Genomic DNA, 25,713 nt, shown 5'->3' on the forward strand with positions numbered 1-25,713 from the left:
TTTTTGCATCTGACGTTTAGTGTGAACCCATATGACCGTGCAGCTTGTGCTTGCTGACGAAGCCGAGCAGCAGACACATTACAAACACCACGGCGTACAGACCATTAGCCGTAGCCAGCGCCGCATGTGCGCCGCCTTTCTCAACGATTGGGCCAGTAACGACAAAGGTCAGCATGGTGCCGACGGTGCCGCAGGTAAGGATAAAGTTTACCAGCTTCGGTGAGGCCACCTTTGTCTGTAATGAACCCAGCGTGATAATGGTGGTGTAGATAGCGCTGGAGAAGAAGCCCAGGCTCATCATGATCCACTTCAGCATCGAGGCGTCATTTTCAGTGATAAACCAGTACATCAGTGCGGTTGCTGCCAGTGCCAGCACGGTAAGAATGCGCTGCGGATCGAAGAAACGCAGAATGGCACTGAAGGCCCACATACCGACCATATAGGCCGTCCAGAAGTTACCGACCAGGCTACCGGCCTGGCCGATATCCATCTTCATATTGCTGGTGGCATACATCGGCACCCAGCCAATAAAACCAAGCTGGCCGAGAATGTAGCAGAGAGCAGCGACAGACAGCAGGGCAACGCCCACGCCCCACTTCTCTTTCACTACCGGCTCGCCCTGGTTGGCTTTCTTACCCAGCACCGGGAATTCAAAGCACAGTGCCAGAATAAAGATCGCTACATAGATCACACCGATGCAGGCATACACCCAGTACCACGGCAGAGAACGCGCGAGAATGGCGGCAGCAATAATCGGGAAGATAGTCCCGGCCATGCTGAAGAACGAGTCCGTAAACAGCAGACGTGAGCCGCGCTGACGCCCTTCGTACAGATGGGTGATGAGGAAAGTACCGATGGACATAGTAATACCGCTGACCACCCCGAGAACAAACATACACAGGGAGAAGACGGTAAGACTATGGCTGTTCATCAGGCCCAGCACTGCCAGCACCATCAGCACAAAGCCAAAGATAAGCTGGCGCTTCAGGGGGACAATTTCCATCAGCCAGGCGTTAAGAAACACGGCCAGCAAGATCCCGGCATTCAGGAAGGTAAAGGTATTGCTCATCTGTGCAACGGGCAGTTGGAAATAAGCAGCAATATTCTCCAGTACCATACCGGTAACGATAACCACTGCACCGGTCAGCGCATAAGAGAAGAAGCTGATCCAGGTAAGCCCGATTCGATCGCGATTTGTCATAGTGGAAACCTGTTTGAGAGAGAAGCTCGTCGGGCGGAATGCCCAGGGTTAGCGGGGGAAGTTTAACGATATTCGTGATCTGCATAAATCTTTACTGAAATGAATATTTTCATATTTCATTCATAACGTGATCACTATCACTATTTTTGCTCTCCCTCCGCCGCTGCTTTCAGATGGCCGGCGAGTAAATAAAGGTAAAAGGCTGGCGCGTTGGTAAGTGCCTCTTTACAATCAGCGTTGTTTTTATGGTTTGTTGCACTCAGTAAGGAATCTTTCATGTTGAAACGTACGTTGACCGCGGTGGCGACTGTTCTCGCACTGTCTTCGATCTCTGCCTCCGCCATTGCTGCGAAGGGGGATACGCATGTGCTGCTGACCACCTCAGTGGGCAGTATTGAATTGGAATTAAACAACCAGAAAGCACCGGTGTCGGTGAAAAATTTTACGGATTACGTTAACAGTGGTTTTTATAACAACACTATTTTTCACCGCGTAATCCCGGGCTTTATGTTGCAGGGCGGTGGCTTCACTACCGATATGCAGCAGAAGCAGCCTAAGCCGCCGATCAAAAATGAGGCTGATAACGGCCTGCTGAATAAACGCGGTACCATCTCCATGGCACGTACCGCAGATAAGGACAGTGCTACCAGCCAGTTCTTTATCAACGTTGCCGATAATGCCTTCCTCGATCACGGTCAGCGTGATTTCGGCTATGCCGTCTTCGGTAAAGTGGTAAAAGGGATGGATGTTGCCGATAAGATCGCCCAGGTACAGACCAAAACCTTTGGCCCTTACCAGAATGTTCCGGTAACACCGGTGGTGATTCTGTCTGCTAAAGTGCTGCCATAATCTACCTGCGGGTAATTCTGTCGGGGCCGCCTGCCGGTGGCCCTGTTGTAACGGGCCCTCCATGCTACTTCTCATCGATAATTACGACTCCTTCACCTGGAATCTCTACCAGTATTTTTCCGAACTGGGAGCAGAGGTTTGTGTACGCCGCAATGATGACATCACGCTGGCGGAGATAGCCGCACTGGCACCTCAGCATCTGGTGATTTCACCCGGCCCCTGTACCCCAAATGAAGCCGGAATCTCTCTTGATGCCATCCGCTATTTCTCCGGTAAACTGCCGATTCTGGGTGTCTGTCTTGGCCATCAGGCGATAGCACAGGCCTTAGGTGCGCGTGTGATCCGCGCTCGTAAGGTGATGCATGGGAAAATCTCGGAGATTGAACATGCTGGCGTTGGGGTATTTGCCGGGCTGAATCATCCGCTGTCGGTGACCCGCTATCATTCGCTGATTGTTGAAAATGGCACCCTGCCGGCGGAATGCGAAGTGACAGCCTGGACAGTAGGTGATGATGGTCAGCCCGATGAAATAATGGGTTTTCGCCATCGAACGCTGCCGCTGGAAGGGGTGCAGTTCCACCCGGAAAGTATTCTCAGCGAACAGGGGCATCAGCTGCTGGCTAATTTTCTCAGGCGTTGATTATCATTTGCCTTTGTGTGATTTTTTATGCATATTTTATGACTATATTTTCACATCAATGAAAAGATTAAATGGCGAGGTAGTGAATGGCGGCGGAAAAAATAGCGGTAACACGTGCAACGTTCGATGAGGTGATTTTGCCTGTTTATGCACCAGCACAGTTTGTGCCGGTCAAAGGTAAAGGTAGCCGCGTGTGGGATCAGCAGGGCAAAGAGTACATTGATTTCTCCGGCGGTATTGCCGTTACTGCGCTGGGGCATTGTCATCCTGCACTGGTTGAGGCGTTGAAAACTCAGGGTGAGACGCTGTGGCACACCAGCAATGTCTTCACTAATGAGCCAGCTCTGCGCCTGGCGACCAAGCTGATTAATGCCACCTTTGCCGAGCGTGTGTTCTTTGCTAACTCCGGGGCCGAGGCTAACGAAGCGGCATTTAAACTGGCGCGTTACTACGCCACCAAACGCCACAGCCCGTTCAAAAGCAAGATTATTGCCTTCCATAATGCTTTCCATGGCCGCACGCTGTTTACGGTCTCCGTTGGCGGTCAGCCAAAATATTCCGATGGTTTTGGGCCGAAACCTGCCGATATCATCCACGTGCCGTTTAACGATCTGGCTGCGGTAAAAGCAGTCATTGACGATCACACCTGCGCCATTGTGGTTGAGCCGATTCAGGGAGAAGGGGGCGTGCTGCCCGCAACAGCTGAGTTTATGCAGGGCCTGCGTCAGCTGTGTGATGAACATAATGCGCTGCTGGTGCTGGATGAAGTGCAAAGCGGTATGGGGCGCAGCGGTAAGCTGTTTGCCTATGAACATTATGGCGTACAGCCGGATATCCTCACCACGGCGAAAGCCCTCGGCGGCGGTTTCCCGGTCAGTGCGATGCTGACCACCAATGAGATTGCCTCCGTGATGGCACCGGGAGTACACGGCACCACCTATGGCGGTAACCCGCTGGCCTGTGCGGTCGCTGAAGCGGCGCTCGATATTATTAATACGCCGGAAGTGCTGGAAGGGGTGGCGGAACGTCGTCAGCTGTTTGTTGAAGCGCTTGAGGCGCTGGATGCACGTTTCGATCTGTTCAGCGATATCCGCGGTAAAGGGCTGTTGATTGGTGCGGCGTTAAAACCACAGCATGCAGGGCGCGCGCGCGATCTTCTTAACGCGGCGGCGGAAGCTGGTGTAATGGTGCTGGTGGCAGGAACTGATGTGATGCGTTTTGCCCCTTCACTGGTGATTGAGCCGACCGATATTGCCGAGGGTATGGCGCGGTTTGCTGTGGCCGTCGAAAAAGTATTGGCATAACGGCTGCGGGTGAGCGGCCTGACCCGGGCGAGGCGTGCCTCGCCCCTGTGTGGTGTCGTATTGCCATATTGCCTGACCCGGACGAGGCGTGCCTCGCCCCTGCGTGGTGTCGTGTTGCCATATTGCCTGACCCGGGCGAGGCGTGCCTCGCCCCTACGTAGTGTCGTGTTGCCATATTGCCTGACCCGGGCGAGGCGTGCCTCGCCCCTACGTGGTGTCGTATTGCCATATTGCCTGACCCGGGCGAGGCGTGCCTCGCCCCTGCGTGGTGTCGTATTGCCATATTGCCTGACCCGGACGAGGCGTGCCTCGCCCCTGCGTGGTGTCGTGTTGCCATATTGCCTGACCCGGGCGAGGCGTGCCTCGCCCCTACGTAGTGTCGTGTTGCCATATTGCCTGACCCGGGCGAGGCGTGCCTCGCCCCTACGTGGTGTCGTATTGCCATATTGCCTGACCCGGGTGAGGCGTGCCTCGCCCCTGCGTAGTGTCGTATTGCCATATTGCCTGATCCGGACGATGCATCGGCTCTGCGTGGTGTCGTATTGCCATATTGCCGTAGGGGTCAGGCATGCCTGACCCGCATTTATTGCGATTTACGCAATTTTCGTGACAACCATTGGCCATGTTGCGGGCGCTGGCTCCACGTCAGCGATGAAATGGTGTGCATCACACTAAGATGACCAAGAATTCGCTTTATGTGTCGCTCAAGGATGGTGACCGGCCCTTGATGGAAATCCTCCGGTGCGTCCAGCACATTACTGCCTGAATCTGGCCCGTCATACTCCAGACGCTGCTGACAGCGCTGAAGTGCAATTTCGCAGGATTGCAGATAGCGCTCTGCCAGCGATGGCGTCAGCATGGTATGTTCGCGCGCCAGAATTGTCATGGCGTTGATATGCTCGACGATAAACTGACTGTGCGTAACCCAAAGCTGCATATCTGCCAGATAGCGGGAATTAAAGGCCGGTTCCTGCATTGCCTGATGTAGTGAATTAAACAGCGCATTGTGTGCCTGATTCACCCGCATCCTCTGGTAGGCCAGCTTCACCGCATCCTGTTCGTTACCCAATAACAGCTGCAATGCCTCCTGATAAGCCTCCAGCGCATCGTGAGCGTTCTGACGCATCAAACCGCTCTGCCACTGCGGCCACAGCCAGATCATGCCACCAAAGGCTATCAGGCAGCCCATTATCGTATCCATCAATCGGGGCAGCAGGAACTGGGCTCCGTTCAGCGACAGCAGTTGCAATGTGTAAACCGCAGTGACGGTGAACCCCACCGTTGCCCAGCCGTAAAACTTGCGGATAAACAGATAGCTCACCAGGGTGATCAGCAGCATCACCAGTAATATCCAGGACTCTGGCGCATGCAGGCCGAGAGTCACGGCAGCAATCGCCAGCCCGGCCAGCGTTCCCAAAGCCCTGTGCTGAATCCGTACCCGGGTTGCACTGTAGCCGTTGAGGCTGACAAACATCACTGTCATCAGTACCCAGTAAGGTTTTGGCAGGTTGAAGAACAGCGCCAGTGAACTGGCAAAGGCCAGCATCACCGCATAACGCGCGGCAGTGCGCAGGGCTGAAGATTTTAACGACAGGTAATTTTTCAACGCAGGAAGCAGCGGCAGGCGGCGCTGGCGATCGGCCATCAGGTCACGGCGGTACAGTGGACGCTGGGTACGCAGCACGCGGGCGATGCGGCTGAAGTGGTAGTAGCAGAAGTGGCCGACCGGATTATCCGGATGCTGACGGGAGATCTTCTCCAGTGCCTGAAGCTGTTTCTCCATGGTGAAACGCTCTGGAAAACGGTGGTAGAGAATGTCGTCGGCCAGCACGCGCAGGCGGGCGGCGATGGTTTGCGCATTCCAGCGGATCACCGCCTCGGCGTGGCTCTGCTCCACCAGCTTCTGCACCTCCTCCGGCTGATGCAGGCTGACCGCTATATGCTCCTGTAAATCAAGCGCCACCTGAAATGCCCGTGTCAGACGCTGGTAGTGGCTATCGCGGCTGGCCGAAAGCATATGCATCTGTTGGTAGCAGGTATTAATCAGATCGACGGCTTTTTGCTGGCGCGCCAGCAGCGGTGGCAAGGCAGTTTGCGGGTCGGTAAGCCGGGTAAGCAGGCTATATTTGGCTTCGCAATAGTCGGCAAGTTCCCGATACAGCAGGCTGAGTGTTTCACGCATCGGCTGCTCTTTCCACAGCCTGAACCAGAACCAGTTAAAAGCGCCGTACCAGACAGTGCCAAGAATATAGAGCAGCGGCGGCTGCCACATTGGCATGCGTCCGGCCAGGCTGAGGGTGAAGATAGCGGCAATCAGCGATGCGGGAAGCAGACGTGCGTGCAGCGGGCTGATCTCACCGGTGACGCCAAGCAGTAGCGCCATCACCAGCAGGATCAGCGGTAGGGGAACCCCTTCGGCACCAGCGTATTGAATCAAAAAGCTGCTGAAGGCAAACAGGCAGCCTCCGACGATCAGGCGTTTAAAGAAACGCTTGTGCGGGGTATCAAGACCAGCATTGTTACAGCAGGCAGGAACTAAAGAGAACAGCAGGCCGTTTTGCAGATGGCCGAGCATCCAGCCGATCGCCACAGGTAAACAGAGCACCAGCGTCTGCCTGAGTGCATAGTTCACTTCGGGATGATAGATGATTCTCCGCCACATGAGCCACACCAAATAAAAACGGCGCGACAGGGGGTCGCGCCGTGGGTTCAGAGCCGGTTAACGTGTGCCGTAAACAACGATGGTTTTACCATGTGCGGAGATCAGGTTCTGATCTTCCAGCATTTTCAGAATACGACCTACGGTTTCACGGGAGCAGCCGACGATCTGGCCGATCTCCTGACGGGTGATTTTAATCTGCATACCATCCGGGTGAGTCATGGCATCCGGTTGTTTCGCCAGATTCAGTAACGTCTGGGCGATGCGTCCGGTCACATCAAGGAAAGCTAAGTTACCCACTTTCTCTGAGGTGACTTGCAGGCGACGCGCCATCTGTGAAGACAGGCGCATCAGAATGTCAGGATTCACCTGAATCAACTGACGGAATTTTTTATAGGAAATTTCAGCCACTTCACAGGCTGTTTTCGCACGTACCCACGCACTACGCTCCTGCCCCTCTTCAAAGAGACCCAGTTCGCCAATAAAGTCGCCCTGGTTGAGGTAGGAGAGGATCATCTCTTTGCCTTCTTCATCCTTGATTAACACCGCTACCGATCCTTTAACGATATAGTAGAGGGTTTCCGCCTTCTCACCCTGATGAATCAGAGTGCTTTTGGATGGATATTTGTGAATATGGCAATGAGACAGGAACCATTCGAGAGTAGGGTCTGTTTGCGGTTTGCCGAGAACCATTCGCTGTTATCCTCTGTTGTAATCGTGCCTAAATATACCCTTCATCTACGAGTGACAGAGGCGTTGCCGCCGAACTGCTGCGCGAGGAGGCTGGATATACAGGGCTAAATCCCTGCCAGGCGTTGAAATAGTCAAGCGTTCCCATAGGAAATTTGTACGGGCCTCTGTTAGGAGCATGGCTCGAGCTGTCGTCCCGTTTTTACTGTGCATTCTCATGCCAGTAAAATATTGCAGCCTCGTTTGTAGCACAGCTTTACAAGACTGTCTTCTGTTGTCTCGCTTCAGCATAGTTGTAAAACGGCGGCGTTGCCGTTTTTGTTAGCGCAGCGTACTCTTTCTGCACTGGTTCAATGAGAGGATTTTGCGATGCATGCACGAGTTAAGTGGGTTGAAGGAATGACGTTTTTGGGAGAATCCTCCTCAGGCCATCAGATTCTGATGGATGGAAATGCAGGGGATAAAGCTCCCAGCCCGATGGAAATGGTGCTGATGGCGGCCGGGGGCTGTAGTGCTATCGACGTGGTGTCTATTTTGCAGAAAGGCCGTAACGATGTCGCCGACTGTGAGGTTAAACTGACGTCAGAACGCCGTGAAGAGGCTCCACGCATTTTCACCCATATCAACCTGCACTTTATTGTCAGCGGCAAGGCTCTGGGCGATAAAGCGGTATCACGTGCGGTCGATCTCTCCGCAGAGAAATATTGCTCAGTGGCGATTATGCTGGGGAAAAGCGTGGAGATCACCCACAGCTATGAAGTGATAGAGCTGACCTGATAGTGATGATTTAATCCAATCGGCGGTCTTATCAGGCCGCCCGAAACTGATGCAGCTTGCCGTGATCTTCCCCTCCCTGTTTCGATTTGTCCCCTTTGATAGCCAATTTTCTGCACATCATGCGGAACGGTAACTACCCGCATTTCACGCCACAGCGAGTGGATGACTCCAGCAGTATATTTTTCCTTGTTTTGCTTTCTTTCTTGCTGGCCTGCGGGCTGGTTAAACGAACGTCCGGGTTGTCTGGTTTGTGGTCTTAACCTTGCAACCAATCAAGGAGCACTGATGAATACTGAGAGTTTAATTCACGATGTCACATCAAAGGTACTGCAATGGCGGCGTCATATTCACGCAAACGCTGAACTCTCTTTTCATGAGCAGGGAACGGCAGATTATGTTGCCGCTGAACTGGCAAAGTTTGGCCCGTTAACCCTCACCCGGCCGACGCCAAATAGCGTGCTGGCAGAGCTTGCCGGGCCGCATGGCGACCGCTGTATTGCTTTACGTGCAGATATGGATGCCTTACCCATTGAAGAGTTGAACCAGGAGGCGTTTACCTCGCATAACCATGGGGTAATGCATGCATGTGGGCACGATTCGCATACGGCCATGCTGATGGGGGCCGCGTGGGTGCTGTGCCAGCAGCAGGAGAAGATTAACGGAAAAGTGCGCTTTATTTTTCAGCATGCAGAAGAGGTGCCGCCCGGAGGGGCCAGCGAGCTGGTGAAACTGGGCGTACTGGATGGGGTAGCGCAGATCTTTGGTTTACATGTGTTTCCAGGATTACCTACCGGAAAAGTGGCGATAAAAGAGGGGGTATTCAGCGCGGCCTGCGATAACTTCGATCTGATTATCCAGGGCAAAGGTTCTCATGCTGCGATGCCGCAGGACAGTACCGACCCGCTGGTGCTGGGGGCTGGGGTGGTGCAGGCGTTACAGCAGATTGTGTCGCGCCGGCTGGATGCCAACGATGGCGCAGTGCTGAGTGTCGCGAGTTTTATGGCTGAGGGAGGCTATAACGTGATCCCTGATAAGGCGCACCTGCGCGGTACGCTGCGTACCCTGAGTCAGCATAACCGTACCTGCATTCCGCAGATGGTATCTCAACTGCTGGATGGTATGACGCAGGCCGTAGGTGCCAGCTATGTGCTCAAATGGACGCCGGGTTACACCATGGGGGTCAATCACCCGGACGCCTGCCGCATCGCTGAGGAGAGTGTGAAGGCGGCGCTGGGAAAAGAGGCGTTGCAGAGCATGCATAGCCCGATGTTTGGCTGCGAAGACTTCTCGGCCTATCAGCAGGTGGTGCCGGGCTGTTTCCTGTGGGTTGGCTCGGGTAATAAACAAAAAGGCACCTGCTGGGGACTGCATAACCCCCATTTCCGTCTTGACGAAGATGTTCTGAAAATAGGGGTCAGTCTGCATACTGCACTGATTCATCGACTGCTGATCAAGGCGTAATGGCCGGGGCCGGGTCAGCCGATTTTCTTACCTTCGATCAGACGCTTGACCAGCGGCCCCATAATCAGCTCCATTGCCAGCCCCATTTTCCCACCCGGCACTACCAGGGTTTTAATATGGGAGATAAACGATCCCTGTATCATCGACAGAAGATAAGGGAAGTCGATATCCTCCAGCCCCTGGAAGTGGATCACCACAAAACTTTCATCCAGCGACGGGATGCCGCGTGCGGCGAAGGGGTTTGAGGTATCTACCGTTGGTACGCGCTGGAAGTTGATATGAGTGCGGGAGAACTGGGGCGTAATAAAGTTAATGTAGTCCTCCATTGAACGCACTACCGAATCCATCACGGCTTCGCGCGAATGGCCGCGTTCACCGGTGTCCCGCACCAGCTTCTGGATCCACTCCAGGTTGACGATAGGCACCACGCCGACCAGCAGGTCGACTTTTTCGGCCACATTGTGCTGCGGTGTCATCACTCCGCCATGCAATCCTTCATAAAACAGCACGTCGGTGGGTTCAGGCAGCGGCTGCCAGGGTGTGAAAGTGCCCGGTACCTGATTCCACGGCACCGCTTCATCATAGGTATGCAGATACTTACGCGACTTACCGCTGCCGCTGCGGCCATATTCAGTGAACGTCTGTTCCAGCAGGCCGAAATCATTGGCTTCCGGGCCAAAATAGCTGACGTGTTTACCCATATCGCGCGCTTTGCGGATCGCCATATCCATTTCCGGACGGGTAAAACGGTGGAAACTGTCCCCTTCGACCTCAGCGGCGCGCAGATTAAGCTGCTGAAATATCTTCCTGAAGGCCAGGCTGGTGGTGGTGGTTCCCGCACCGCTGGAACCCGTGACGGCGATAACCGGATGTTTGGCTGACATAACGCACTACTCCCTCAGAGAGATCTTACTGACGGATCATAGGTAACATGTTTTCCCCGTCAAAGTCATCAATGCTTAATTGCGAAACTGGCTGCGCGGCATGATGTTGACGGACTCATGCAGTTCAGACCACACCAGCACCACTTCGCCACTGTGGAGCTGGCGGCGCACATCATCCACCTTCTGTTTTAGCGACCGCTCCTGCTCGCCGTAATCGGTGCCTTCGCGCAGCACAAAGGATTCAATCAGGTTATCGAGGGTTTCGTTATCCAGGTCTTTCCACGGAATAATCATTATTTCTCCAGCCAGGGGGTAAGCCACTGAGGTATACGCTGCTCCAGCCACATAGTCGGTTTGCGCAGCGTACCGCCGACAAAGCCAACATGGCCGCCGTGCTGTGTGAGCTGATACTCAACGCAGGCGGGCAGCATGGCTGAGTCCGGGATCACCTCAGGGGTCATAAATGGATCGTCTTTGGCGTGAATCACCAGCAACGGTTTTCGCACGCCCGGCAGCAGCGGCAGAGCGCTGCAACGGCGATAGTAGTCGGTGGCATCATCAAAGCCGTGCGCGCGAGCGGTAATCGCATCGTCAAAGTCGCGCAGCAGACGCAGCGATTTTAACTGGGCCATGTCCACGGGCAGAGTTCCGGGCCATGCGCGAAGTTTACGTTCGGCATTCTGTTTTAACAGCCCCAGCAGATAGCGCTGATAGACGCGGGAAAATCCCTGCTCCAGCCGCTGGCTACAGGGTTCCAGCATCAGTGGAGCAGACACCACCACGCCAGCATCCAGCAGGCACTCCTCTCCCTGTCTGCCCATCAGGCAGGCCAGCATATTGCCACCCAGCGAAATTCCAACCGCAGCGGTAGGAACCCGGCCCCACTCATCGCGCAGCCATTGCAGAAAGTAGCTGGCATCCCCGGTCTCGCCGGAATGATAGATACGGTTGAGCCGGTTAGGCACGCCGCTACAGCCGCGAAAGTGCATCACCACGCCAAGCCAGCCGCGATCTTTCCACGCCTGCAACAGACCGTGTGCATAAGGGCTGTGGAAGCTGCCCTCCAGCCCGTGGAACAGTACGACACGAGGTTTATCACGCGCGCTGGCCGGGTCTTCACTCCACGCCAGATCAACAAAGTCGCTGTCCGGCAGCGTCAGACGCTGCCAGTGGGGTTGCAGAGTAATACGACGGCGCAACAGCCGTGGCAATATCGTTTGCAGATGCGGGTTGCTGGCGCCCGGTAATGGGCGGAAAGCGTTATCTGTCATGGCACTAAAAATTATCGGGGAAGAGCTTGTAGGATCCATAGCACGCTGTTAGCTTCGTCAGGTTGTTAATTTTTCAGAGGGGTGGGAGCACCCGTTCTATGGAACTGAGTCTGTTTTTATCCATGTTAGGTTTTCTCTGGGTCGCAGCGATCACGCCCGGCCCTAATAATATGTTACTCACCGCCTCAGGTGCTAATTTTGGTTTTTTGCGCTCTCTGATGTTGCTGATAGGCATAATGATCGGCATGCAGGTGATGCTGCTGATGGTTGCCTTTGGCGTAGGTGGTTTAATTCTGCTTTACCCTTCCCTTCATCTGTTCCTCAAGATAGCAGGCAGTGTTTACCTGCTCTGGCTGGCGTGGAAGATCGGTACTGCCGAATATGAAAAACTGGAAACGAACAATGCTCCTGCCGCACCGATGCCGTTCTGGCAGGGCGGGCTGTTGCAGCTGATCAATCCAAAAGCCTGGCTGATGGCGCTCGGTGCTGTCGCCAGCTTCAGTCTGGCAGGTGAAGCCTACCGCAGTTCGGTAATTGCTATCAGTATTGGTATGGCGCTGGTCAATGTGGTTTCCGGTGTGATCTGGTTAGGCTTCGGTACGCTGATAGGGCGCATTCTGCGTAGTCGCCGCGCCTGGACTATTTTCAACGTATTTATGGGGGGGTTAACGGCGGGGTGTGTTTTGCTCATCTGGCACTGACAACGCCTGTACACCGCTGCGACGGCGTTGCTGCGCCGTCTCGCCATGCTCACATACTGATGTATGCTGCGCTTGCTTAACGTCTGGCGCCTTGTCTCGCTGGCGTACAGGCGTTGTCCTGTCGACGATGTACACCCAGTTACGGCGTTACTGCGCCGTCTCGCTATGGTTACATACTGATGTATGCTGCGCTTGCTTAACGTCTGGCGCCTTGTCTCGCTGGCGTACAGGCGTTGTCCTGTCGACGGTGTACACCGCAGTTACGGCGTTACTGCGCCGTCTCGCCATGGTCACATACTGATGAGTGCTGCGCTTGCTTAACGTCTGGCGCCTTGTCTCGCTGGCGTACAGGCGTTGTCCTGTCGACGATGTACACCGCAGTTACGGCGTTGCTGCGCCGTCTCGCCATGGTCACATACTGATGAATGCTGCGCTTGCTTAACGTCTGGCGCCTTGTCTCGCTGGCGTACAGGCGTTGTCCTGTCGACGATGTACACCGCAGTTACGGCGTTGCTGCGCCGTCTCGCCATGGTCACATACTGATGAATGCTGCGCTTGCTTAACGTCTGGCGCCTTGTCTCGCTGGCGTACAGGCGTTGTCCTGTCGACGATGTACACCCAGTTACGGCGTTACTGCGCCGTCTCGCCATGGTCACATACTGATGAATGCTGCGCTTGCTTAACGTCTGGCGCCTTGTCTCGCTGGCGTACAGTAGTGCGTATAGTAGTTGCCACCTCGACGATGTGAATCCCCTGAACCACCGCCTTTGCGGTGGTTTTTTATTGCAGCGGATTAAACCCATTTTTCGGCAAACCAATTCACAATTCCTCCTAAGTAATTTTTGATATAAAAAAGAAGTTTTAATTACTTTATTACGATAGTCGCGCCCGGTTACAAAGGTGGTGTTCACCTATAACTATAATTTTTTGGAGCGGGCTATGGCGGGTAAATTCACACTTTCAATTCTGGCAGCGGCGCTGTCACTGACAGCACTCAGCGTTCAGGCGGTGGATGTCACCATCGCCTATCAGACATCGGCAGAACCGGCGAAAGTCGCGCAGGCTGACGGCACTTTTGCTAAAGAGAGCGGCGCAAAAGTTGACTGGCGTAAATTCGACAGCGGTTCCAGCGTCATTCGTGCTCTGGCCTCCGGTGATGTGCAAATTGGTAATATTGGCTCCAGCCCGTTGGCGGTGGCCGCCAGTCAAAAACTGCCGATCGAAGTGTTCCTGCTGGCCTCGCAGCTGGGTAACTCCGAAGCGCTGGTGGTGAAAAAAGAGATCAGGGAGCCAAAAGACCTTATCGGTAAGCGTATCGCGGTACCGTTTATTTCTACCACTCACTACAGCCTGCTGGCGTCATTAAAACACTGGGGTATTAAGCCCGGCCAGGTACAGATTATTAACCTGCAACCTCCGGCAATTCTTGCTGCCTGGCAGCGTGGTGATATCGATGGCGCTTACGTCTGGGCACCTGCTGTGAATCAGCTGGAGAAAGACGGCAAGGTGCTGACTGACTCTGCTCAGGTCGGGAAATGGGGATCGCCAACGCTGGATGTCTGGGTGGTGCGTAAAGACTTCGCGCAGCAACATCCGGAAGTGGTTACCGCCTTTGCCCGCAGTGCGCTGGAGGCGCAAAAAGCCTATCTCGATAATCCACAGCAGTGGCTGAAACAGGAAGAAAACCTGACTAAGCTCTCGCGCTTTAGCGGGGTACCGAATGCCGATGTTCCGGTTCTGGTGGAAGGGAATACCTATCTGACCGCAAAGCAGCAGGTGGACCAGCTTAACGGCCCGGTTAACAAGGCGATTGTAGATACCGCACAGTTCCTGAAAGAGCAGGGCAAGGTACCGTCAGTGGCTACCGATTACAGCAGCTATGTGACCGACCGCTTTGTAAAACCACTCGCACAATAACAGGAGCCAGAACCATGCTGTCAGTCTCTCATCTTCGCGCCAGCTATGCAGGACAGCTGGCATTACAGGATATCAACCTGTCGATCGGCAACGGAGAGCTGGTGGTGGTTCTGGGGCCTTCCGGCTGTGGCAAGACCACGCTGCTGAACCTGATTGCCGGTTTTATTCCGGCAGATAGCGGCAGTATCACGCTGGACGGCCAGCCGGTCACCGGGCCGGGAGCCGACCGTGGCGTGGTGTTTCAACATGAAGGGCTGCTGCCGTGGCGCAACGTGCTCGATAACGTGGCCTTCGGGCTACAGCTGGCGGGAGTGGAGAAGAATGTCCGCCGAGAGATAGCCAGCAAGATGCTGAAAAAAGTGGGGCTGGAAGGGGCCGGAAAACGCTTTATCTGGCAGCTTTCCGGCGGCATGCGCCAGCGCGTTGGCATCGCCCGTGCGCTGGCGGCGGATCCTCGTTTGCTGCTGCTGGACGAACCTTTCGGCGCGCTCGACGCTTTTACCCGCGAACAGATGCAGGAGCTGTTGCTGACGCTTTGGCGCGATAGTGGCAAACAGATCCTGCTGATTACTCACGATATTGAAGAGGCGGTGTTTCTCGCCAGTGAACTGATCCTGCTGTCACCAGGGCCTGGACGCATTGTTGAACGACTATCCCTCGACTTTGGCCGTCGTTATGCGGCAGGAGAACCCTGCCGCGTTATTAAATCCGATCCTGCGTTTATTGAACGCCGTGAATATGTCCTCAGTCGGGTGTTTCAGCAGCGCGAGGTATTTGCATGAGCTCTCTGATTACTGAAAAAAGTACTGTGCGTCGTCTGAGACTGCGCTGGCCGCTATCACGTCAGCTGACCCTTAGTCTGGGAACGCTGCTGGTACTGCTGACAGTGTGGTGGGCGGTGACCGCCTTACAGCTGATCGCACCGCTGTTTCTGCCGCCACCGCAGCAGGTGTTACACCAGCTGCTTACCATCGCCAGCCCCGCCGGATTTATGGACGCTACGCTATGGCAGCATCTGGGAGCCAGCCTGACGCGCATTATCGTTGCCCTGCTGGCTGCCACGCTGATTGGCGTACCGGTGGGTATTTTTATGGGGCTGAATGATACCGTTCGCGGCATTCTGGATCCGCTGATTGAGCTTTATCGTCCGGTGCCACCGCTAGCCTATCTGCCGCTGATGGTGATCTGGTTTGGCATTGGCGAAACCTCGAAGATATTACTGATCTACCTGGCGATTTTCGCACCGATAGCTATGTCGGCGTTGGCCGGAGTGCAAAGCGCCCAGCAGGTGCGCCTGCGGGCGGCGCGCTCCCTCGGTGCCAGCCGCTGGCAAGTGCTGTGGTATGTGATCCTGCCCGGTGCATTGCCGGAGATCCTCACCGGAATTCGTATTGGTCTTGGCGTCGGCTGGTCGACGCTGGTGGCCGCAGAACTGATCGCCGCTACCCGCGGGCTGGGCTTTATGGTGCAGTCTGCCGGGGAGTTTCTCGCTACCGATGTGGTACTGGCGGGTATTGCGGTGATCGCCCTGATTGCTTTTGCGCTGGAGCTGGGGCTGCGTGCCTTGCAGCGCCGCCTCACCCCCTGGCATGGAGTACAACAATGAACGAACGAATTAAAATTCAGCCCCTTGGCCCCTATATCGGCGCGCTGGTCAGTGATGTAAACCTGACCCGCCCGTTAAGCGATGCCCAGTATGAGCAGCTTTATCATGCTCTGATCCGCCATCAGGTGCTGTTCCTGCGCGATCAGCCGCTGACTCCGCAACAGCAGCGTCAGCTGGCGGCCCGTTTTGGCGATCTGCATATTCATCCGGTCTACCCTCATGCGCCGGGCGTGGAGGAGATTATCGTGCTGGATACCCATGATGATAATCCGCCAGATAACGATAACTGGCATACCGATGTCACCTTTATTGAAACTCCGCCAGCCGGGGCAATTCTTGCGGCAAAACAGCTGCCAGAAACCGGAGGCGATACGCTGTGGACCAGCGGTATTGCTGCTTATGAAGCGTTATCTGAACCGTTCAAAGTGTTGCTGAATGGTTTGCAGGCCGAGCATGATTTCCGCAAAGCCTTCCAGGAGTATAAATATCGCGGCAGTGAAGAAGATCATCAGCGCTGGCTACAGGCAGTGGCGAAGAATCCGCCAGTGTTACATCCGGTAATCCGCACCCATCCTGTCAGCGGTAAAAAGGCGTTGTTCGTTAACGAAGGCTTTACCACACGCATCGTCGGGCTGAAAGAGAAGGAGAGTGATGCGCTGCTGCACTTCCTGTTTGCGCATGTTACCAAACCTGACTTCCAGGTACGCTGGCGCTGGCAGGTGGGTGATGTGGCCATCTGGGATAACCGCGTGACGCAGCATTATGCCAATGCGGATTATTTACCGGCACGCCGCATCATGCACAGAGCAACGATATTAGGGGACAAGCCCTTTTAATTGTCGCTCATCAGGTTGCGTGAAAAGTTATGGATATCAACGCCGGGCTTAAGGCGATACAGTTTGGCCCTGCGTGCCCCGGTGGCCACACTCTCACCGGTTTCCTCGAACATCTCTGATGCTTCAAAGCGGCGAATCAGACTCTTACGCTGCACCGGACGGTCAAGGATGGTTTCGGTCACGTCCTGTAGCTGGGTGAGAGTAAAGGCGGCAGGCAGGCAGTAAACCGGCAGCATGGAGTAGAGCGTTTTCTGCCGCAGCCGTTGCAGCGCTTTGGCAATAATCTGCTGGTGGTCAAAGGCAATGTCATTGCGCAGCGCCAGTCCGGCGAGCGGTCGCCACTGAACATCACTGACGTCATTACTCTCTGTGCGGCAGTTTTCAGCGGCGATCAGCGCATACCAGGCGGTGGTGAGGCTCCAGCCACGCGGATCGCGATCAGGGCCAGAGAAGGTCGCCAGCTGCTCCAGCCACGGTGGATTGACGGTGGTTTTTTCGCGCAGCTTACGCAGCGCCGTGGCGCGCGTGGAGTCGTCCTGCTGCATATCAATAAACCCCCCAGGTAACCCCCACCAGCCACGCTGCGGATGATTGGCACGTTGTACCAGCAGTACGCACAGCTGCTCCTGCCACAGCGTAAACAGCACGCTGTCGACGGTGACAATCGGCGATGCATAGCGTGTGGCGTCGTACTGTGCCAGATACTCTTGTTCAGATGTCATACTTTTTATCCGCAGGAAGTGTCGCTCGGACACATTATCAGCCCCACCGTACTGATTCAATCATGCCGTACGGCCGGAAAAATAAAAAATCTCAATAATCAGCGTGTTAATAAAAACCTCCAGGTTCAGCTTACTTTTTTCTTGTTAATTAGTGTCTCTTGGACAATTATATAAGTGTCCTTGAGACATTAATTAACCCCGGAGCCAGCGATGATGAAACTGCAATTGATAGTAGAGGGTCAGGAGATGGCGCTGGAAAGCGGACGCTTCCCTGACGGAGCGGTCTGGGCGCGGGTGCTATCGCCGCTGGATCCACAGGCCAAAACTCTGACAATGCGTGCCAGCGCGATGCAAACCCTGGATGACCTGATGCTGGTGGCACAGGTGCTTGATGCCGTACGCCAGCGCTGTCTGCTGCGCCAGACCATCCTGGAACTGCCGTGGCTGCCCTATGCCCGCCAGGATCGCTCTATGCGTGACGGTGACAGCTTTGCTCTTAAGGTGTTCGCCGGATTTCTTAATCAGCTGCGCTTTGACCGTGTGGTGGTTCTTGACCCGCACAGCGATGTGGCAGCCGGAGTGGTTGACCGTCTGGTGGCTATTCCGCAGCATCGCTGCCTGACACACAGCCGTACGCTGGTGGAGAAGCTGGCGCAGGGCATGATGCTGATCGCTCCGGATGCGGGGGCTTTGAAGAAGGTGCACGCGCTGGCGCAGCAGGTAAATGCTGCGGATTACGGCATTCTTGGTAAGCACCGTGATATAGCCAGCGGTGCACTGAGCGGATTTGAACTGCTGAAAGGGAACGTGGCGAACCGGGATGTGCTGATTGCCGACGACCTGTGTGATGCCGGAGGTACTTTTATCGGATCGGCGGCGGTACTGCGTGCCGCCGGAGCACGCTCTGTCAGCCTGTATGTTACCCACGGCCTGTTCAGTAAAGGCGTTGATCATCTGCTGAATCAGGGTATTGACCACATCTGGAGCACCACCTCACTGACTGGTGATGAACTGGCGCAGGATCGTGTTGAACTGATTGATATCGCAACCATTTACCGCAGTGAAGGAGCATTCCATGCAAATTAATCCGATTCTGGCTATCGACGGCTATAAGACCTCACACCGCGAGCAGTATCCACAGGGAACTAACCGTGTTTACTCAAACTTTACGCCGCGCGGCAATCGTTATTTTCACTCGCCGCTGGCGGATGATTCGCTGGTATTCTTCGGGTTACAGGGCTTTTTACAGTGGTTTATGGTCGATCTGTTTAACGATAAATTCTTTGCACAACCGGAAGAGCAGGTCGTGGGCGAGTACCAGCAGCTGATGGACAGCTACCTCGGCAAAAATAGCGTCAGCGTTGAGCACATTCGCGCACTGCACCGTCTTGGTTATTTGCCGCTGGCGATTAAAAGCCTCGATGAAGGCAGCAAAGTGCCGATGAAAATTCCGGTACTGACCATTACCAATACCGTGGATGAGTTTTTCTGGCTGGTTAACTATCTGGAAAGCGTAATGTCGGCGGAACTGTGGAAATCATCCACCAATGCCACCGTGGCGCATCACTATCGTCAGATCTGCCAGCGCTGGGCGGAACGCACCTGTGACGATAGCGCACATATCGATTTTCAGTGCCATGACTTCTCGTTTCGCGGGATGTCCGGGTTGCATGATGCCGCACAGTCTGGCGTTGGCCATCTGCTGAGTTTTACCGGTACCGACAGCCTGCCGTCGATTCTTTACGCGCAGCAATACTACACGCCTGCGGCAGGGACGTTTATTGCCGGTAGTATTCCTGCTACTGAGCACAGCGTGATGTGTATGGGGGAAGAGCAGGGGGAGATTGCTACTTTCCGCCGTCTGCTGACAGAACTTTATCCCGCCGGGTTTGTTTCGGTGGTGTCAGATACCTGGGATTACTGGAAAGTGCTGACTGAATACAGCCGGGAGTTAAAGCCGGAGATTATGGCGCGTGAAGGTCGTCTGGTGTTTCGACCGGACAGCGGCGACCCGGTGGAAATTCTCTGCGGCAGCGGCAATGATGACGATCGCAGCCCGGCGCGCAGCGCGCAGCAAAAAGGATCGGTGGAGGTGCTGTGGGAGATCTTCGGCGGTACGATCAATGCTAAGGGCTACAAAGTGCTGGATCCGCACGTTGGCCTGATTTACGGCGATTCAATTACTCTGGAGCGGGCCAATCTGATCCTTAGTCGCCTTGAAGCCAAAGGCTTTGCCAGCAGTAACGTGGTGTTCGGCGTCGGCTCTTATACCTACCAGTACCATACGCGTGACACCTTTGGTTTTGCCATGAAGGCAACATACGGCGAAGTTAACAGCGTGGGCAGGGAGATTTTCAAGCAGCCGAAAACTGACAATGGCATGAAAAACTCAGCGCGAGGTTTGCTGCGAGTGGTGAGGGATGCGCAGGGTGAGCTGCAACTGCTGGATGGTCAGAGCTGGCAGCAGGAGCAGGGTGGGGAACTGAAACTCCGCTTTCTTAATGGGAAACTGCATAACGTTGAGGATTTAACCGTGCTGCGCCAGCGTCTGGCGGTGCAGTAACGACATGCGGGTCGGGCATGCCCGACCCCTACGAATGATCATCCTGATAAATCAGGTGTAGCAGGGGCGTGGTACACCGCGCATCATCCCGCTAAATCAGGTGTCGTAGGGGCGTGGCATGCCGCGCCCGGTTGTGTCGCGGAATGCAGCAGCCCGATAAATCAGTGTCGCAGGGGCGTGGCATGCCGCGCCCGGACTCTGTGATATCAGGCGTTCATGAGCGACTCTAACTCTTCCTGTGCTTCAAGCCATTCCATCTCACACTCTTCCAACGCTGACTTCGCTGTTGCCTGCTGTTGCAGCGCGGCGGTCAGATCAGCTTTACGGCTTTGCTCGTAAATAGCCGTGTCGGAGAGCTTTTCTTCAGCATCGGCCAGCTGCGCATGGTGCTTCTCCATCTGCTTCTCCAGTTTCTCAATTTGCTTACGCAATGGTTGAGTCTGGGCGCGCAGTTCGGCATCGCGGCGCTTCTGGTCTTTACGTGCCTGTGCACTGTTGGCACCGTCAGTTTTTGGCGCGGCATCCGCGCTTGCCTGGCGCTGCTGATCGCTTAACCACTGCTGATAATCATCCAGATCGCCTTCAAAGGCTTCTACTTTGCCATCGTGTACCAGGTAGAGATCGTCGGTGGTGGAGCGCAGCAGGTGGCGGTCATGTGACACCACTACCAGCGCACCTTCAAAATCAATCAGTGCTTCGGTCAGGGCCTGACGCATATCAAGATCAAGGTGGTTCGTTGGTTCATCCAGCAACAGCAGGTTAGGGCGCTGCCAGACGACCAGAGCCAGCACCAGGCGCGCTTTCTCACCGCCAGAGAAACGACGGGTCTCTTCGCTCACTTTATCGCCCTGGAAGCCAAAGCCGCCAAGGTAATCACGCAGCTGTTGTTCGAGCACTTTCGGGGCCAGACGCACCAGATGCTGAAGAGGCGACTCGTCGGCGCGCAAAAACTCCAGCTGATGCTGGGCGAAGTAGCCAAGCTTGATACCTTTCGCCAGCCCGATATCGCCCTGTAACGGCGCAAGTTCACCGGCCAGCAGCTTGATCAACGTTGATTTACCCGCTCCGTTACGCCCCAGCAGGCCGATACGTGAACCGGGAACCAGGTTGAGTTTGATCGAGTTGAGGATCTTTCTGTCGCCATAGCCAGCGCTGACTTTTTCCATTTTCAGCAGTGGATTCGGCAGGCTTTCAGGCTCGCGGAAGCTAAAGGTAAACGGGTTATCGACGTGAGCAGGCGCGATTTTCTCCATGCGTTCCAGCATTTTGATACGGCTCTGCGCCTGTTTTGCCTTCGTTGCTTTGGCTTTGAAGCGATCGATAAAGCTTTGCAGATGCGCGACTTTTTGCTGCTGGTGTTCAAACATCGACTGCTGCTGTGCCAGCTTGGTGGCACGCTGAATTTCAAACGAGCTGTAGTTACCGGTGTACTCGAAGATAGACTCCTGCTCGATATGCAGGATCTTGTCGATTACCGGGTCAAGGAAGTCGCGGTCGTGCGAAATCAGAATCAGCGTACCTGTGTAGCTTTTCAGCCAACGCTCCAGCCAGATTACCGCATCCAGATCGAGGTGGTTGGTCGGTTCGTCAAGCAGCAGCAGGTCAGAGCGGCAGATCAGCGCCTGCGCAAGGTTAAGGCGCATACGCCAGCCGCCGGAGAAATCACTCACCGGGCGCTGTAGCTGTTCCTGGGTAAAGCCGAGACCGTCGAGCAGACTGGCGGCGCGTGACTGGATAGTCCATGCCTGAACTGCATCCAGTTTACCGTGCAGTGTGGCGATGGCGTGTCCATCATTAATCTGATTTGCGTGCGCTAATTCAGATTCCAGCTGGCGAAATTCTCGATCGCCATCGATAACATATTCAATGGCGGGAACGTCGAGCGCCGGAGTTTCCTGGTTGACCCACGCCAGCGACCAGCTGCCGGGATAACTGAAGCTGCCCGCATCGGCGCTTATCTCGTTTTTCAGCAGCGCCAGCAGCGTGGATTTACCGCAGCCATTTTTGCCCACCAGACCCACTTTTTGGCCTGGATTAATCGTAGCCGATGCGTTGTCCAGCAGTACGCGGACACCGCGACGAATTTGTAACGAGGAGAATACAATCATAAGCGCCGTAAGTTCAGAGTATGTTAAATTACACCATCATAATCAGTTTATCGGAATCAAGTAGTTCCGTTGCGTCGAGCATGGTAGCGGAAATAACCCGCCATGACGACGATTTGGAGGGGAATGATGTCGCAGCCGCCTAAAGTCCTGCTGTTGTACGCCCATCCGGAGTCTCAGGATTCGATTGCCAATCGCGTTTTGTTGCAGCCGGCTCATTATCTGGAAAATGTGACGGTGCATGACCTGTACGCACATTACCCAGATTTCTTTATTGATATTCATCGTGAGCAGCAGCTGCTGCGTGAACACGACATCATCGTTTTTCAACATCCCCTTTACACTTACAGCTGTCCTGCACTGCTGAAAGAGTGGCTGGATCGTGTTTTGTCACGCGGCTTCGCCAGCGGGCCTGGTGGCAATATGCTGGAAGGTAAATACTGGCGCAGCGTCATCACCACCGGTGAGCCGGAAAGTGCCTACCATGCGGAAGGGCTGAACCGTTATCCGATGTCGGACTTTATGAGGCCTTTCGAACTCACGGCGCAGATGTGCCGTATGCAATGGATGACGCCGATGATTATTTACTGGGCGCGTCGGCAGTCTGCTGATGTGTTGAAAAACTATGCGCGCGCCTACGGTGACTGGCTCGCCAACCCGCTGCCGCACGGAGGAGTTTAGATGGAAGGTCAAAGTCTCCTCACCGCAGGGGTTGTGTATCTGTTTGCGGCGGTTATCGCGGTGCCTATCGCCGCCCGGCTGGGAATTGGTGCGGTACTGGGTTACCTGCTCGCGGGGATAGCTATCGGTCCCTGGGGCATTGGTTTTATCAGCGACGTTGATGAGATCCTCCACTTCTCCGAACTGGGCGTGGTGTTTCTGATGTTTATCATCGGACTGGAGCTGAAGCCGTCAAAACTCTGGGAACTGCGGCGTTCGATATTTGGCGTGGGGGCTGCTCAGGTGATCCTGAGCGCGCTGGTGCTGGGCGGTTTACTGTGGCTGACAGACTTCTCCTGGCAGGCGGCCATCATTGGCGGTATTGGCCTGGCGATGTCTTCAACGGCCATGGCGCTGCAACTGATGCGCGACAAAGGGATGAATCGCAATGAGTCCGGGCAACTGGGCTTTTCAGTGCTGTTATTCCAGGATCTTGCGGTGATCCCTGCGCTGGCGCTGGTACCACTGCTGGCGGGTGGGGATAGCGGCCATACAGACTGGATGAAAGTGGGGATGAAGGTGCTGGCCTTCGGCGGGATGCTGGTAGGCGGACGTTATCTGCTGCGACCAATTTTCCGCTTTATCGCTGCTTCCGGCGTGCGCGAAGTGTTTACGGCTGCGGCGCTGCTGCTGGTGCTTGGATCCGCGCTGTTTATGGATGCCCTCGGGCTGTCGATGGCGCTGGGTACCTTTATTGCCGGTATCCTGCTGGCAGAGAGTGAATATCGTCACGAGCTGGAAATTGCGATCGATCCGTTTAAGGGACTGCTGCTCGGGCTGTTCTTTATTTCTGTCGGGATGGCGTTAAATCTGGGTGTGCTCTATACCCATATTGTGGAGATCCTGATTGGCGTTGTGACCCTGGTGGCGGTGAAAACAGCGGTGCTCTATCTGCTGTCGCGCATTTATGGTCTGCGCAGTTCTGAGCGGTTGCAGTTTGCCGGGGTGCTGAGTCAGGGCGGGGAGTTTGCTTTTGTACTGTTCTCGGCGGCGGCCTCTGCTAAATTATTTAGTGGCGATCAAATGCCGCTTTTGCTGGTGACCGTTACGCTGTCGATGATGACCACACCGCTGCTGATGCAGGGCGTGGATAAAATCCTTGAGCGCCGCTTTAATGAAGTGGATGACAGCCAGGAAAAACCGTTTGTAGAAGACGACAAGCCCCAGGTCATTGTGGTGGGCTTTGGGCGCTTCGGACAGGTGGTTGCGCGTTTGCTGATGGCTAATGAAAAACGGATTACGGTACTGGAGCGCGATATCAGCGCCGTCAGCCTTATGCGTAAATATGGTTACAAGGTGTATTACGGAGATGCCACCGAGCTGGAGCTATTACGCGCGGCAGGGGCGGAAACGGCTCAGTCGATCGTGATAACCTGCAACGGCCCGGAGGACGCGATGGAGATTGTGCATCTCTGCCAGCACCATTTTCCGCATTTGCAGATTCTGGCGCGTGCCCGTGGCCGCGTGGAGGCTCACGAACTGTTACAGGCAGGCGTGACGCAGTTCTCGCGTGAGACCTTCAGCAGTGCGCTGGAATTGGGCCGTAAGACGCTGATGGCGCTGGGAATGCATCCGCACCAGGCGTTCCGCGCCCAGCAGCATTTCCGCCGACTGGATATGCGTATGCTGCGTGAGCTGATGCCGAATCATAGCGACAGTCAGCAGATTTCAAGAGTCAAAGAAGCGAGGCGCGAACTGGAGGATATCTTCCAGGCCGAGATGCGGCATGAGAAGCGGCAGTACGATGGCTGGGACGAGGGCAACTGATTTTTGGCTATCTCTCATCGCGATAACGCCAAACAGGTATGGAAAAAATTATGCGTAAACGTTTTATCGCTGGTGCAACCTGTCCGAAGTGCCAGGCTAAAGATACCCTCGCCCTGTGGCGGGAAAATAATATCGATGTGGTGGAGTGTGTGAAATGCGGCCATCAGATGCGAGAAGCCGATAAACAGGCGCGTGAGCAGGTACGCGCTAACGAGCAGGTGATCGGTATTTTTCACCCTGAGTGACATTCTGGCTCAGTTTTTTTATGTTGTACCGTACAGCCGCATTGAAATTCGATACAATCGTCGCCACTTAGAGTCACTAGGCTGACAATTGCAGTCGATGAAACAGGGCTCAAGCTCTCAACGGTTAGGAGTAATCATGAAAGTAGCAAAAGACCTCGTGGTCAGCCTGGCATACCAGGTACGTACAGAAGACGGTGTGTTGGTTGATGAGTCTCCGGTGAGTGCACCGCTGGACTACCTGCACGGTCATGGTTCCCTGATCTCAGGGCTGGAAAAAGCGCTGGAAGATCGTGTGGTCGGTGATAAGTTTGATGTGAATATCGCGTCAAACGATGCATACGGTGCCTACGATGACAACCTGGTGCAGCGTGTTCCTAAAGACGTATTTATGGGCGTTGACGAACTACAGGTAGGCATGCGCTTCCTGGCAGAGACCGATCAGGGCCCGGTGCCGGTAGAAATTACCGAAGTGGAAGATGAGCATGTTGTGGTTGATGGTAACCATATGCTGGCTGGCCAGAACCTGAGCTTCAACGTGGAAGTGATCGCAATCCGTGAAGCAACCGAAGAAGAGCTGGCCCACGGCCACGTTCACGGTGCTGATGGCCATCACCACGACCATGACCACGATCATGGCCATGATCACGGTCAGGGCGGTTGTGGTAATGGCGGCTGTGGTTGCAGCCACTAATATTCCGTCGTCTTTCGTGCCGCAGTTGCGTTAGCTTTTCTTTCGAACCCCGGTGCCATAGTTAACTATGCTCCCGGGGATTCTCAAGTCTCTCTGCCTTACTG

Annotated in this window: 24 protein-coding genes; 16 read left to right on the forward strand and 8 right to left on the reverse strand. The window is 54.9% G+C overall.

The genetic code is table 11. From position 1 onward, the window contains the following. Window positions 1-16: 16 nt before the first annotated feature. A complete protein-coding gene (gene tsgA / locus GN242_RS01600; RefSeq protein ID WP_154754393.1) occupies window positions 17-1,201 on the reverse strand; it encodes an MFS transporter TsgA in 1,185 nt (394 codons plus the stop codon). A 276-nt stretch (window positions 1,202-1,477) separates the two neighbouring features. On the opposite strand from tsgA, the gene ppiA reads away from it, so the two are divergent. The 3 genes from ppiA (at window position 1,478) to argD (ending at window position 3,994) form a co-directional block, all read left to right on the forward strand. Then, on the forward strand, window positions 1,478-2,050 hold the full coding sequence (ppiA, locus tag GN242_RS01605; protein WP_154754394.1) for a peptidylprolyl isomerase A: 573 nt from the start codon (window positions 1,478-1,480) through the stop codon (window positions 2,048-2,050). Window positions 2,051-2,111: 61 nt separating this feature from the next. Next, window positions 2,112-2,690, forward strand: coding sequence for an aminodeoxychorismate synthase component II (locus GN242_RS01610; RefSeq protein WP_154754395.1), 579 nt, complete (start codon window positions 2,112-2,114; stop codon window positions 2,688-2,690). Between the two features lie 86 nt (window positions 2,691-2,776). Further along, complete coding sequence (gene argD, locus GN242_RS01615; protein WP_154754396.1) at window positions 2,777-3,994, forward strand: bifunctional acetylornithine/succinyldiaminopimelate transaminase; 1,218 nt, start codon at window positions 2,777-2,779, stop codon at window positions 3,992-3,994. A gap of 583 nt (window positions 3,995-4,577) precedes the next feature. On the opposite strand, the gene GN242_RS01620 is transcribed toward argD, so the two are convergent. Both GN242_RS01620 and crp read right to left on the reverse strand, forming a co-directional pair. Then, a complete protein-coding gene (locus GN242_RS01620) occupies window positions 4,578-6,656 on the reverse strand; it encodes a YccS/YhfK family putative transporter (protein ID WP_154754397.1) in 2,079 nt (692 codons plus the stop codon). A 57-nt stretch (window positions 6,657-6,713) separates the two neighbouring features. Then, window positions 6,714-7,346 (reverse strand): cAMP-activated global transcriptional regulator CRP, encoded by a 633-nt coding sequence (gene crp, locus GN242_RS01625; protein ID WP_000242758.1) that lies wholly within the window; start codon window positions 7,344-7,346, stop codon window positions 6,714-6,716. A 366-nt stretch (window positions 7,347-7,712) separates the two neighbouring features. Between crp and GN242_RS01630 the strand changes: the two genes are divergently transcribed. Next, window positions 7,713-8,120 (forward strand): OsmC family protein, encoded by a 408-nt coding sequence (locus tag GN242_RS01630; protein ID WP_156286822.1) that lies wholly within the window; start codon window positions 7,713-7,715, stop codon window positions 8,118-8,120. A gap of 285 nt (window positions 8,121-8,405) precedes the next feature. Further along, the gene (locus tag GN242_RS01635; protein WP_154754399.1) at window positions 8,406-9,581 is read left to right on the forward strand and encodes an amidohydrolase; all 1,176 of its coding nucleotides are present in this window, start codon (window positions 8,406-8,408) and stop codon (window positions 9,579-9,581) included. Window positions 9,582-9,595: 14 nt separating this feature from the next. On the opposite strand, the gene GN242_RS01640 is transcribed toward GN242_RS01635, so the two are convergent. From GN242_RS01640 to GN242_RS01650, 3 genes are all read right to left on the reverse strand, one after another. Beyond that, complete coding sequence (locus GN242_RS01640) at window positions 9,596-10,465, reverse strand: phosphoribulokinase (protein ID WP_154754400.1); 870 nt, start codon at window positions 10,463-10,465, stop codon at window positions 9,596-9,598. A gap of 75 nt (window positions 10,466-10,540) precedes the next feature. Continuing rightward, window positions 10,541-10,759, reverse strand: coding sequence for a YheU family protein (locus GN242_RS01645; protein ID WP_156286823.1), 219 nt, complete (start codon window positions 10,757-10,759; stop codon window positions 10,541-10,543). Next, window positions 10,759-11,775: a hydrolase gene (locus GN242_RS01650; protein ID WP_156286824.1), complete on the reverse strand. Its 1,017-nt coding sequence runs from the start codon at window positions 11,773-11,775 to the stop codon at window positions 10,759-10,761. The genes GN242_RS01645 and GN242_RS01650 overlap by 1 nt, the downstream gene beginning before the upstream one ends. 59 nt (window positions 11,776-11,834) lie before the next feature. Here GN242_RS01650 and GN242_RS01655 point away from each other — a divergent pair, with 59 nt between their 5' ends. The 5 genes from GN242_RS01655 to tauD all read left to right on the forward strand — a co-directional run bounded on the left by GN242_RS01655 (window position 11,835) and on the right by tauD (window position 16,796). Then, entirely contained in the window at window positions 11,835-12,437 is a 603-nt protein-coding gene (locus tag GN242_RS01655; RefSeq protein WP_154754403.1) for a LysE family translocator, read from the forward strand. A 939-nt stretch (window positions 12,438-13,376) separates the two neighbouring features. Then, window positions 13,377-14,354 carry a taurine ABC transporter substrate-binding protein gene (gene tauA, locus GN242_RS01660; RefSeq protein WP_156286825.1) on the forward strand — a complete coding sequence of 326 codons (978 nt, stop codon included), beginning with the start codon at window positions 13,377-13,379 and terminating at the stop codon, window positions 14,352-14,354. Between the two features lie 14 nt (window positions 14,355-14,368). Further along, window positions 14,369-15,136, forward strand: a complete 768-nt coding sequence (gene tauB, locus GN242_RS01665) for a taurine ABC transporter ATP-binding subunit (RefSeq protein WP_154754405.1) — start codon at window positions 14,369-14,371, stop codon at window positions 15,134-15,136. After that, window positions 15,133-15,960, forward strand: a complete 828-nt coding sequence (gene tauC, locus GN242_RS01670; RefSeq protein WP_156286826.1) for a taurine ABC transporter permease TauC — start codon at window positions 15,133-15,135, stop codon at window positions 15,958-15,960. Before tauB ends, tauC begins: the two co-directional genes overlap by 4 nt. Further along, a complete protein-coding gene (gene tauD, locus GN242_RS01675) occupies window positions 15,957-16,796 on the forward strand; it encodes a taurine dioxygenase (RefSeq protein ID WP_154754407.1) in 840 nt (279 codons plus the stop codon). The genes tauC and tauD overlap by 4 nt, the downstream gene beginning before the upstream one ends. Here tauD and GN242_RS01680 read toward each other — a convergent pair. After that, window positions 16,793-17,518 (reverse strand): NUDIX hydrolase, encoded by a 726-nt coding sequence (locus GN242_RS01680; protein ID WP_156286827.1) that lies wholly within the window; start codon window positions 17,516-17,518, stop codon window positions 16,793-16,795. The two genes, tauD and GN242_RS01680, sit on opposite strands and share 4 nt — an antisense overlap. A gap of 210 nt (window positions 17,519-17,728) precedes the next feature. On the opposite strand from GN242_RS01680, the gene prs reads away from it, so the two are divergent. Together prs and GN242_RS01690 are read left to right on the forward strand one after the other, a co-directional pair. Further along, window positions 17,729-18,604, forward strand: coding sequence for a ribose-phosphate diphosphokinase (prs, locus tag GN242_RS01685; RefSeq protein ID WP_156286828.1), 876 nt, complete (start codon window positions 17,729-17,731; stop codon window positions 18,602-18,604). After that, on the forward strand, window positions 18,594-20,081 hold the full coding sequence (locus tag GN242_RS01690) for a nicotinate phosphoribosyltransferase (protein ID WP_156286829.1): 1,488 nt from the start codon (window positions 18,594-18,596) through the stop codon (window positions 20,079-20,081). The genes prs and GN242_RS01690 overlap by 11 nt, the downstream gene beginning before the upstream one ends. 206 nt (window positions 20,082-20,287) lie before the next feature. On the opposite strand, the gene GN242_RS01695 is transcribed toward GN242_RS01690, so the two are convergent. Continuing rightward, complete coding sequence (locus tag GN242_RS01695) at window positions 20,288-22,189, reverse strand: ABC transporter ATP-binding protein (RefSeq protein WP_154754411.1); 1,902 nt, start codon at window positions 22,187-22,189, stop codon at window positions 20,288-20,290. A gap of 126 nt (window positions 22,190-22,315) precedes the next feature. Here GN242_RS01695 and kefG point away from each other — a divergent pair, with 126 nt between their 5' ends. From kefG to slyD, 4 genes are all read left to right on the forward strand, one after another. Further along, complete coding sequence (gene kefG, locus GN242_RS01700; protein ID WP_154754452.1) at window positions 22,316-22,867, forward strand: glutathione-regulated potassium-efflux system ancillary protein KefG; 552 nt, start codon at window positions 22,316-22,318, stop codon at window positions 22,865-22,867. Then, entirely contained in the window at window positions 22,868-24,673 is a 1,806-nt protein-coding gene (gene kefB / locus GN242_RS01705) for a glutathione-regulated potassium-efflux system protein KefB (RefSeq protein ID WP_154754412.1), read from the forward strand. 50 nt (window positions 24,674-24,723) lie between these two features. Continuing rightward, complete coding sequence (locus tag GN242_RS01710) at window positions 24,724-24,918, forward strand: YheV family putative zinc ribbon protein (RefSeq protein WP_154754413.1); 195 nt, start codon at window positions 24,724-24,726, stop codon at window positions 24,916-24,918. 136 nt (window positions 24,919-25,054) lie between these two features. Next, window positions 25,055-25,609 carry a peptidylprolyl isomerase gene (slyD, locus tag GN242_RS01715; RefSeq protein ID WP_154754414.1) on the forward strand — a complete coding sequence of 185 codons (555 nt, stop codon included), beginning with the start codon at window positions 25,055-25,057 and terminating at the stop codon, window positions 25,607-25,609. The last annotated feature ends 104 nt before the right edge of the window (window positions 25,610-25,713 follow it).

The organism is Erwinia sorbitola, assembly GCF_009738185.1.
Lineage (GTDB): Bacteria > Pseudomonadota > Gammaproteobacteria > Enterobacterales > Enterobacteriaceae > Erwinia > Erwinia sorbitola.

What these genes read in the sequence shown, in the direction of transcription:
- tsgA (WP_154754393.1), bottom strand. Translation starts at nt 1,201, where the DNA reads ATGACAAATCGCGATCGAATCGGGCTTACCTGGATCAGCTTCTTCTCT.
- ppiA (WP_154754394.1), top strand. Translation starts at nt 1,478, where the DNA reads ATGTTGAAACGTACGTTGACCGCGGTGGCGACTGTTCTCGCACTGTCT.
- GN242_RS01610 (WP_154754395.1), top strand. Translation starts at nt 2,112, where the DNA reads ATGCTACTTCTCATCGATAATTACGACTCCTTCACCTGGAATCTCTAC.
- argD (WP_154754396.1), top strand. Translation starts at nt 2,777, where the DNA reads ATGGCGGCGGAAAAAATAGCGGTAACACGTGCAACGTTCGATGAGGTG.
- GN242_RS01620 (WP_154754397.1), bottom strand. Translation starts at nt 6,656, where the DNA reads ATGTGGCGGAGAATCATCTATCATCCCGAAGTGAACTATGCACTCAGG.
- crp (WP_000242758.1), bottom strand. Translation starts at nt 7,346, where the DNA reads ATGGTTCTCGGCAAACCGCAAACAGACCCTACTCTCGAATGGTTCCTG.
- GN242_RS01630 (WP_156286822.1), top strand. Translation starts at nt 7,713, where the DNA reads ATGCATGCACGAGTTAAGTGGGTTGAAGGAATGACGTTTTTGGGAGAA.
- GN242_RS01635 (WP_154754399.1), top strand. Translation starts at nt 8,406, where the DNA reads ATGAATACTGAGAGTTTAATTCACGATGTCACATCAAAGGTACTGCAA.
- GN242_RS01640 (WP_154754400.1), bottom strand. Translation starts at nt 10,465, where the DNA reads ATGTCAGCCAAACATCCGGTTATCGCCGTCACGGGTTCCAGCGGTGCG.
- GN242_RS01645 (WP_156286823.1), bottom strand. Translation starts at nt 10,759, where the DNA reads ATGATTATTCCGTGGAAAGACCTGGATAACGAAACCCTCGATAACCTG.
- GN242_RS01650 (WP_156286824.1), bottom strand. Translation starts at nt 11,775, where the DNA reads ATGGATCCTACAAGCTCTTCCCCGATAATTTTTAGTGCCATGACAGAT.
- GN242_RS01655 (WP_154754403.1), top strand. Translation starts at nt 11,835, where the DNA reads ATGGAACTGAGTCTGTTTTTATCCATGTTAGGTTTTCTCTGGGTCGCA.
- tauA (WP_156286825.1), top strand. Translation starts at nt 13,377, where the DNA reads ATGGCGGGTAAATTCACACTTTCAATTCTGGCAGCGGCGCTGTCACTG.
- tauB (WP_154754405.1), top strand. Translation starts at nt 14,369, where the DNA reads ATGCTGTCAGTCTCTCATCTTCGCGCCAGCTATGCAGGACAGCTGGCA.
- tauC (WP_156286826.1), top strand. Translation starts at nt 15,133, where the DNA reads ATGAGCTCTCTGATTACTGAAAAAAGTACTGTGCGTCGTCTGAGACTG.
- tauD (WP_154754407.1), top strand. Translation starts at nt 15,957, where the DNA reads ATGAACGAACGAATTAAAATTCAGCCCCTTGGCCCCTATATCGGCGCG.
- GN242_RS01680 (WP_156286827.1), bottom strand. Translation starts at nt 17,518, where the DNA reads ATGACATCTGAACAAGAGTATCTGGCACAGTACGACGCCACACGCTAT.
- prs (WP_156286828.1), top strand. Translation starts at nt 17,729, where the DNA reads ATGATGAAACTGCAATTGATAGTAGAGGGTCAGGAGATGGCGCTGGAA.
- GN242_RS01690 (WP_156286829.1), top strand. Translation starts at nt 18,594, where the DNA reads ATGCAAATTAATCCGATTCTGGCTATCGACGGCTATAAGACCTCACAC.
- GN242_RS01695 (WP_154754411.1), bottom strand. Translation starts at nt 22,189, where the DNA reads ATGATTGTATTCTCCTCGTTACAAATTCGTCGCGGTGTCCGCGTACTG.
- kefG (WP_154754452.1), top strand. Translation starts at nt 22,316, where the DNA reads ATGTCGCAGCCGCCTAAAGTCCTGCTGTTGTACGCCCATCCGGAGTCT.
- kefB (WP_154754412.1), top strand. Translation starts at nt 22,868, where the DNA reads ATGGAAGGTCAAAGTCTCCTCACCGCAGGGGTTGTGTATCTGTTTGCG.
- GN242_RS01710 (WP_154754413.1), top strand. Translation starts at nt 24,724, where the DNA reads ATGCGTAAACGTTTTATCGCTGGTGCAACCTGTCCGAAGTGCCAGGCT.
- slyD (WP_154754414.1), top strand. Translation starts at nt 25,055, where the DNA reads ATGAAAGTAGCAAAAGACCTCGTGGTCAGCCTGGCATACCAGGTACGT.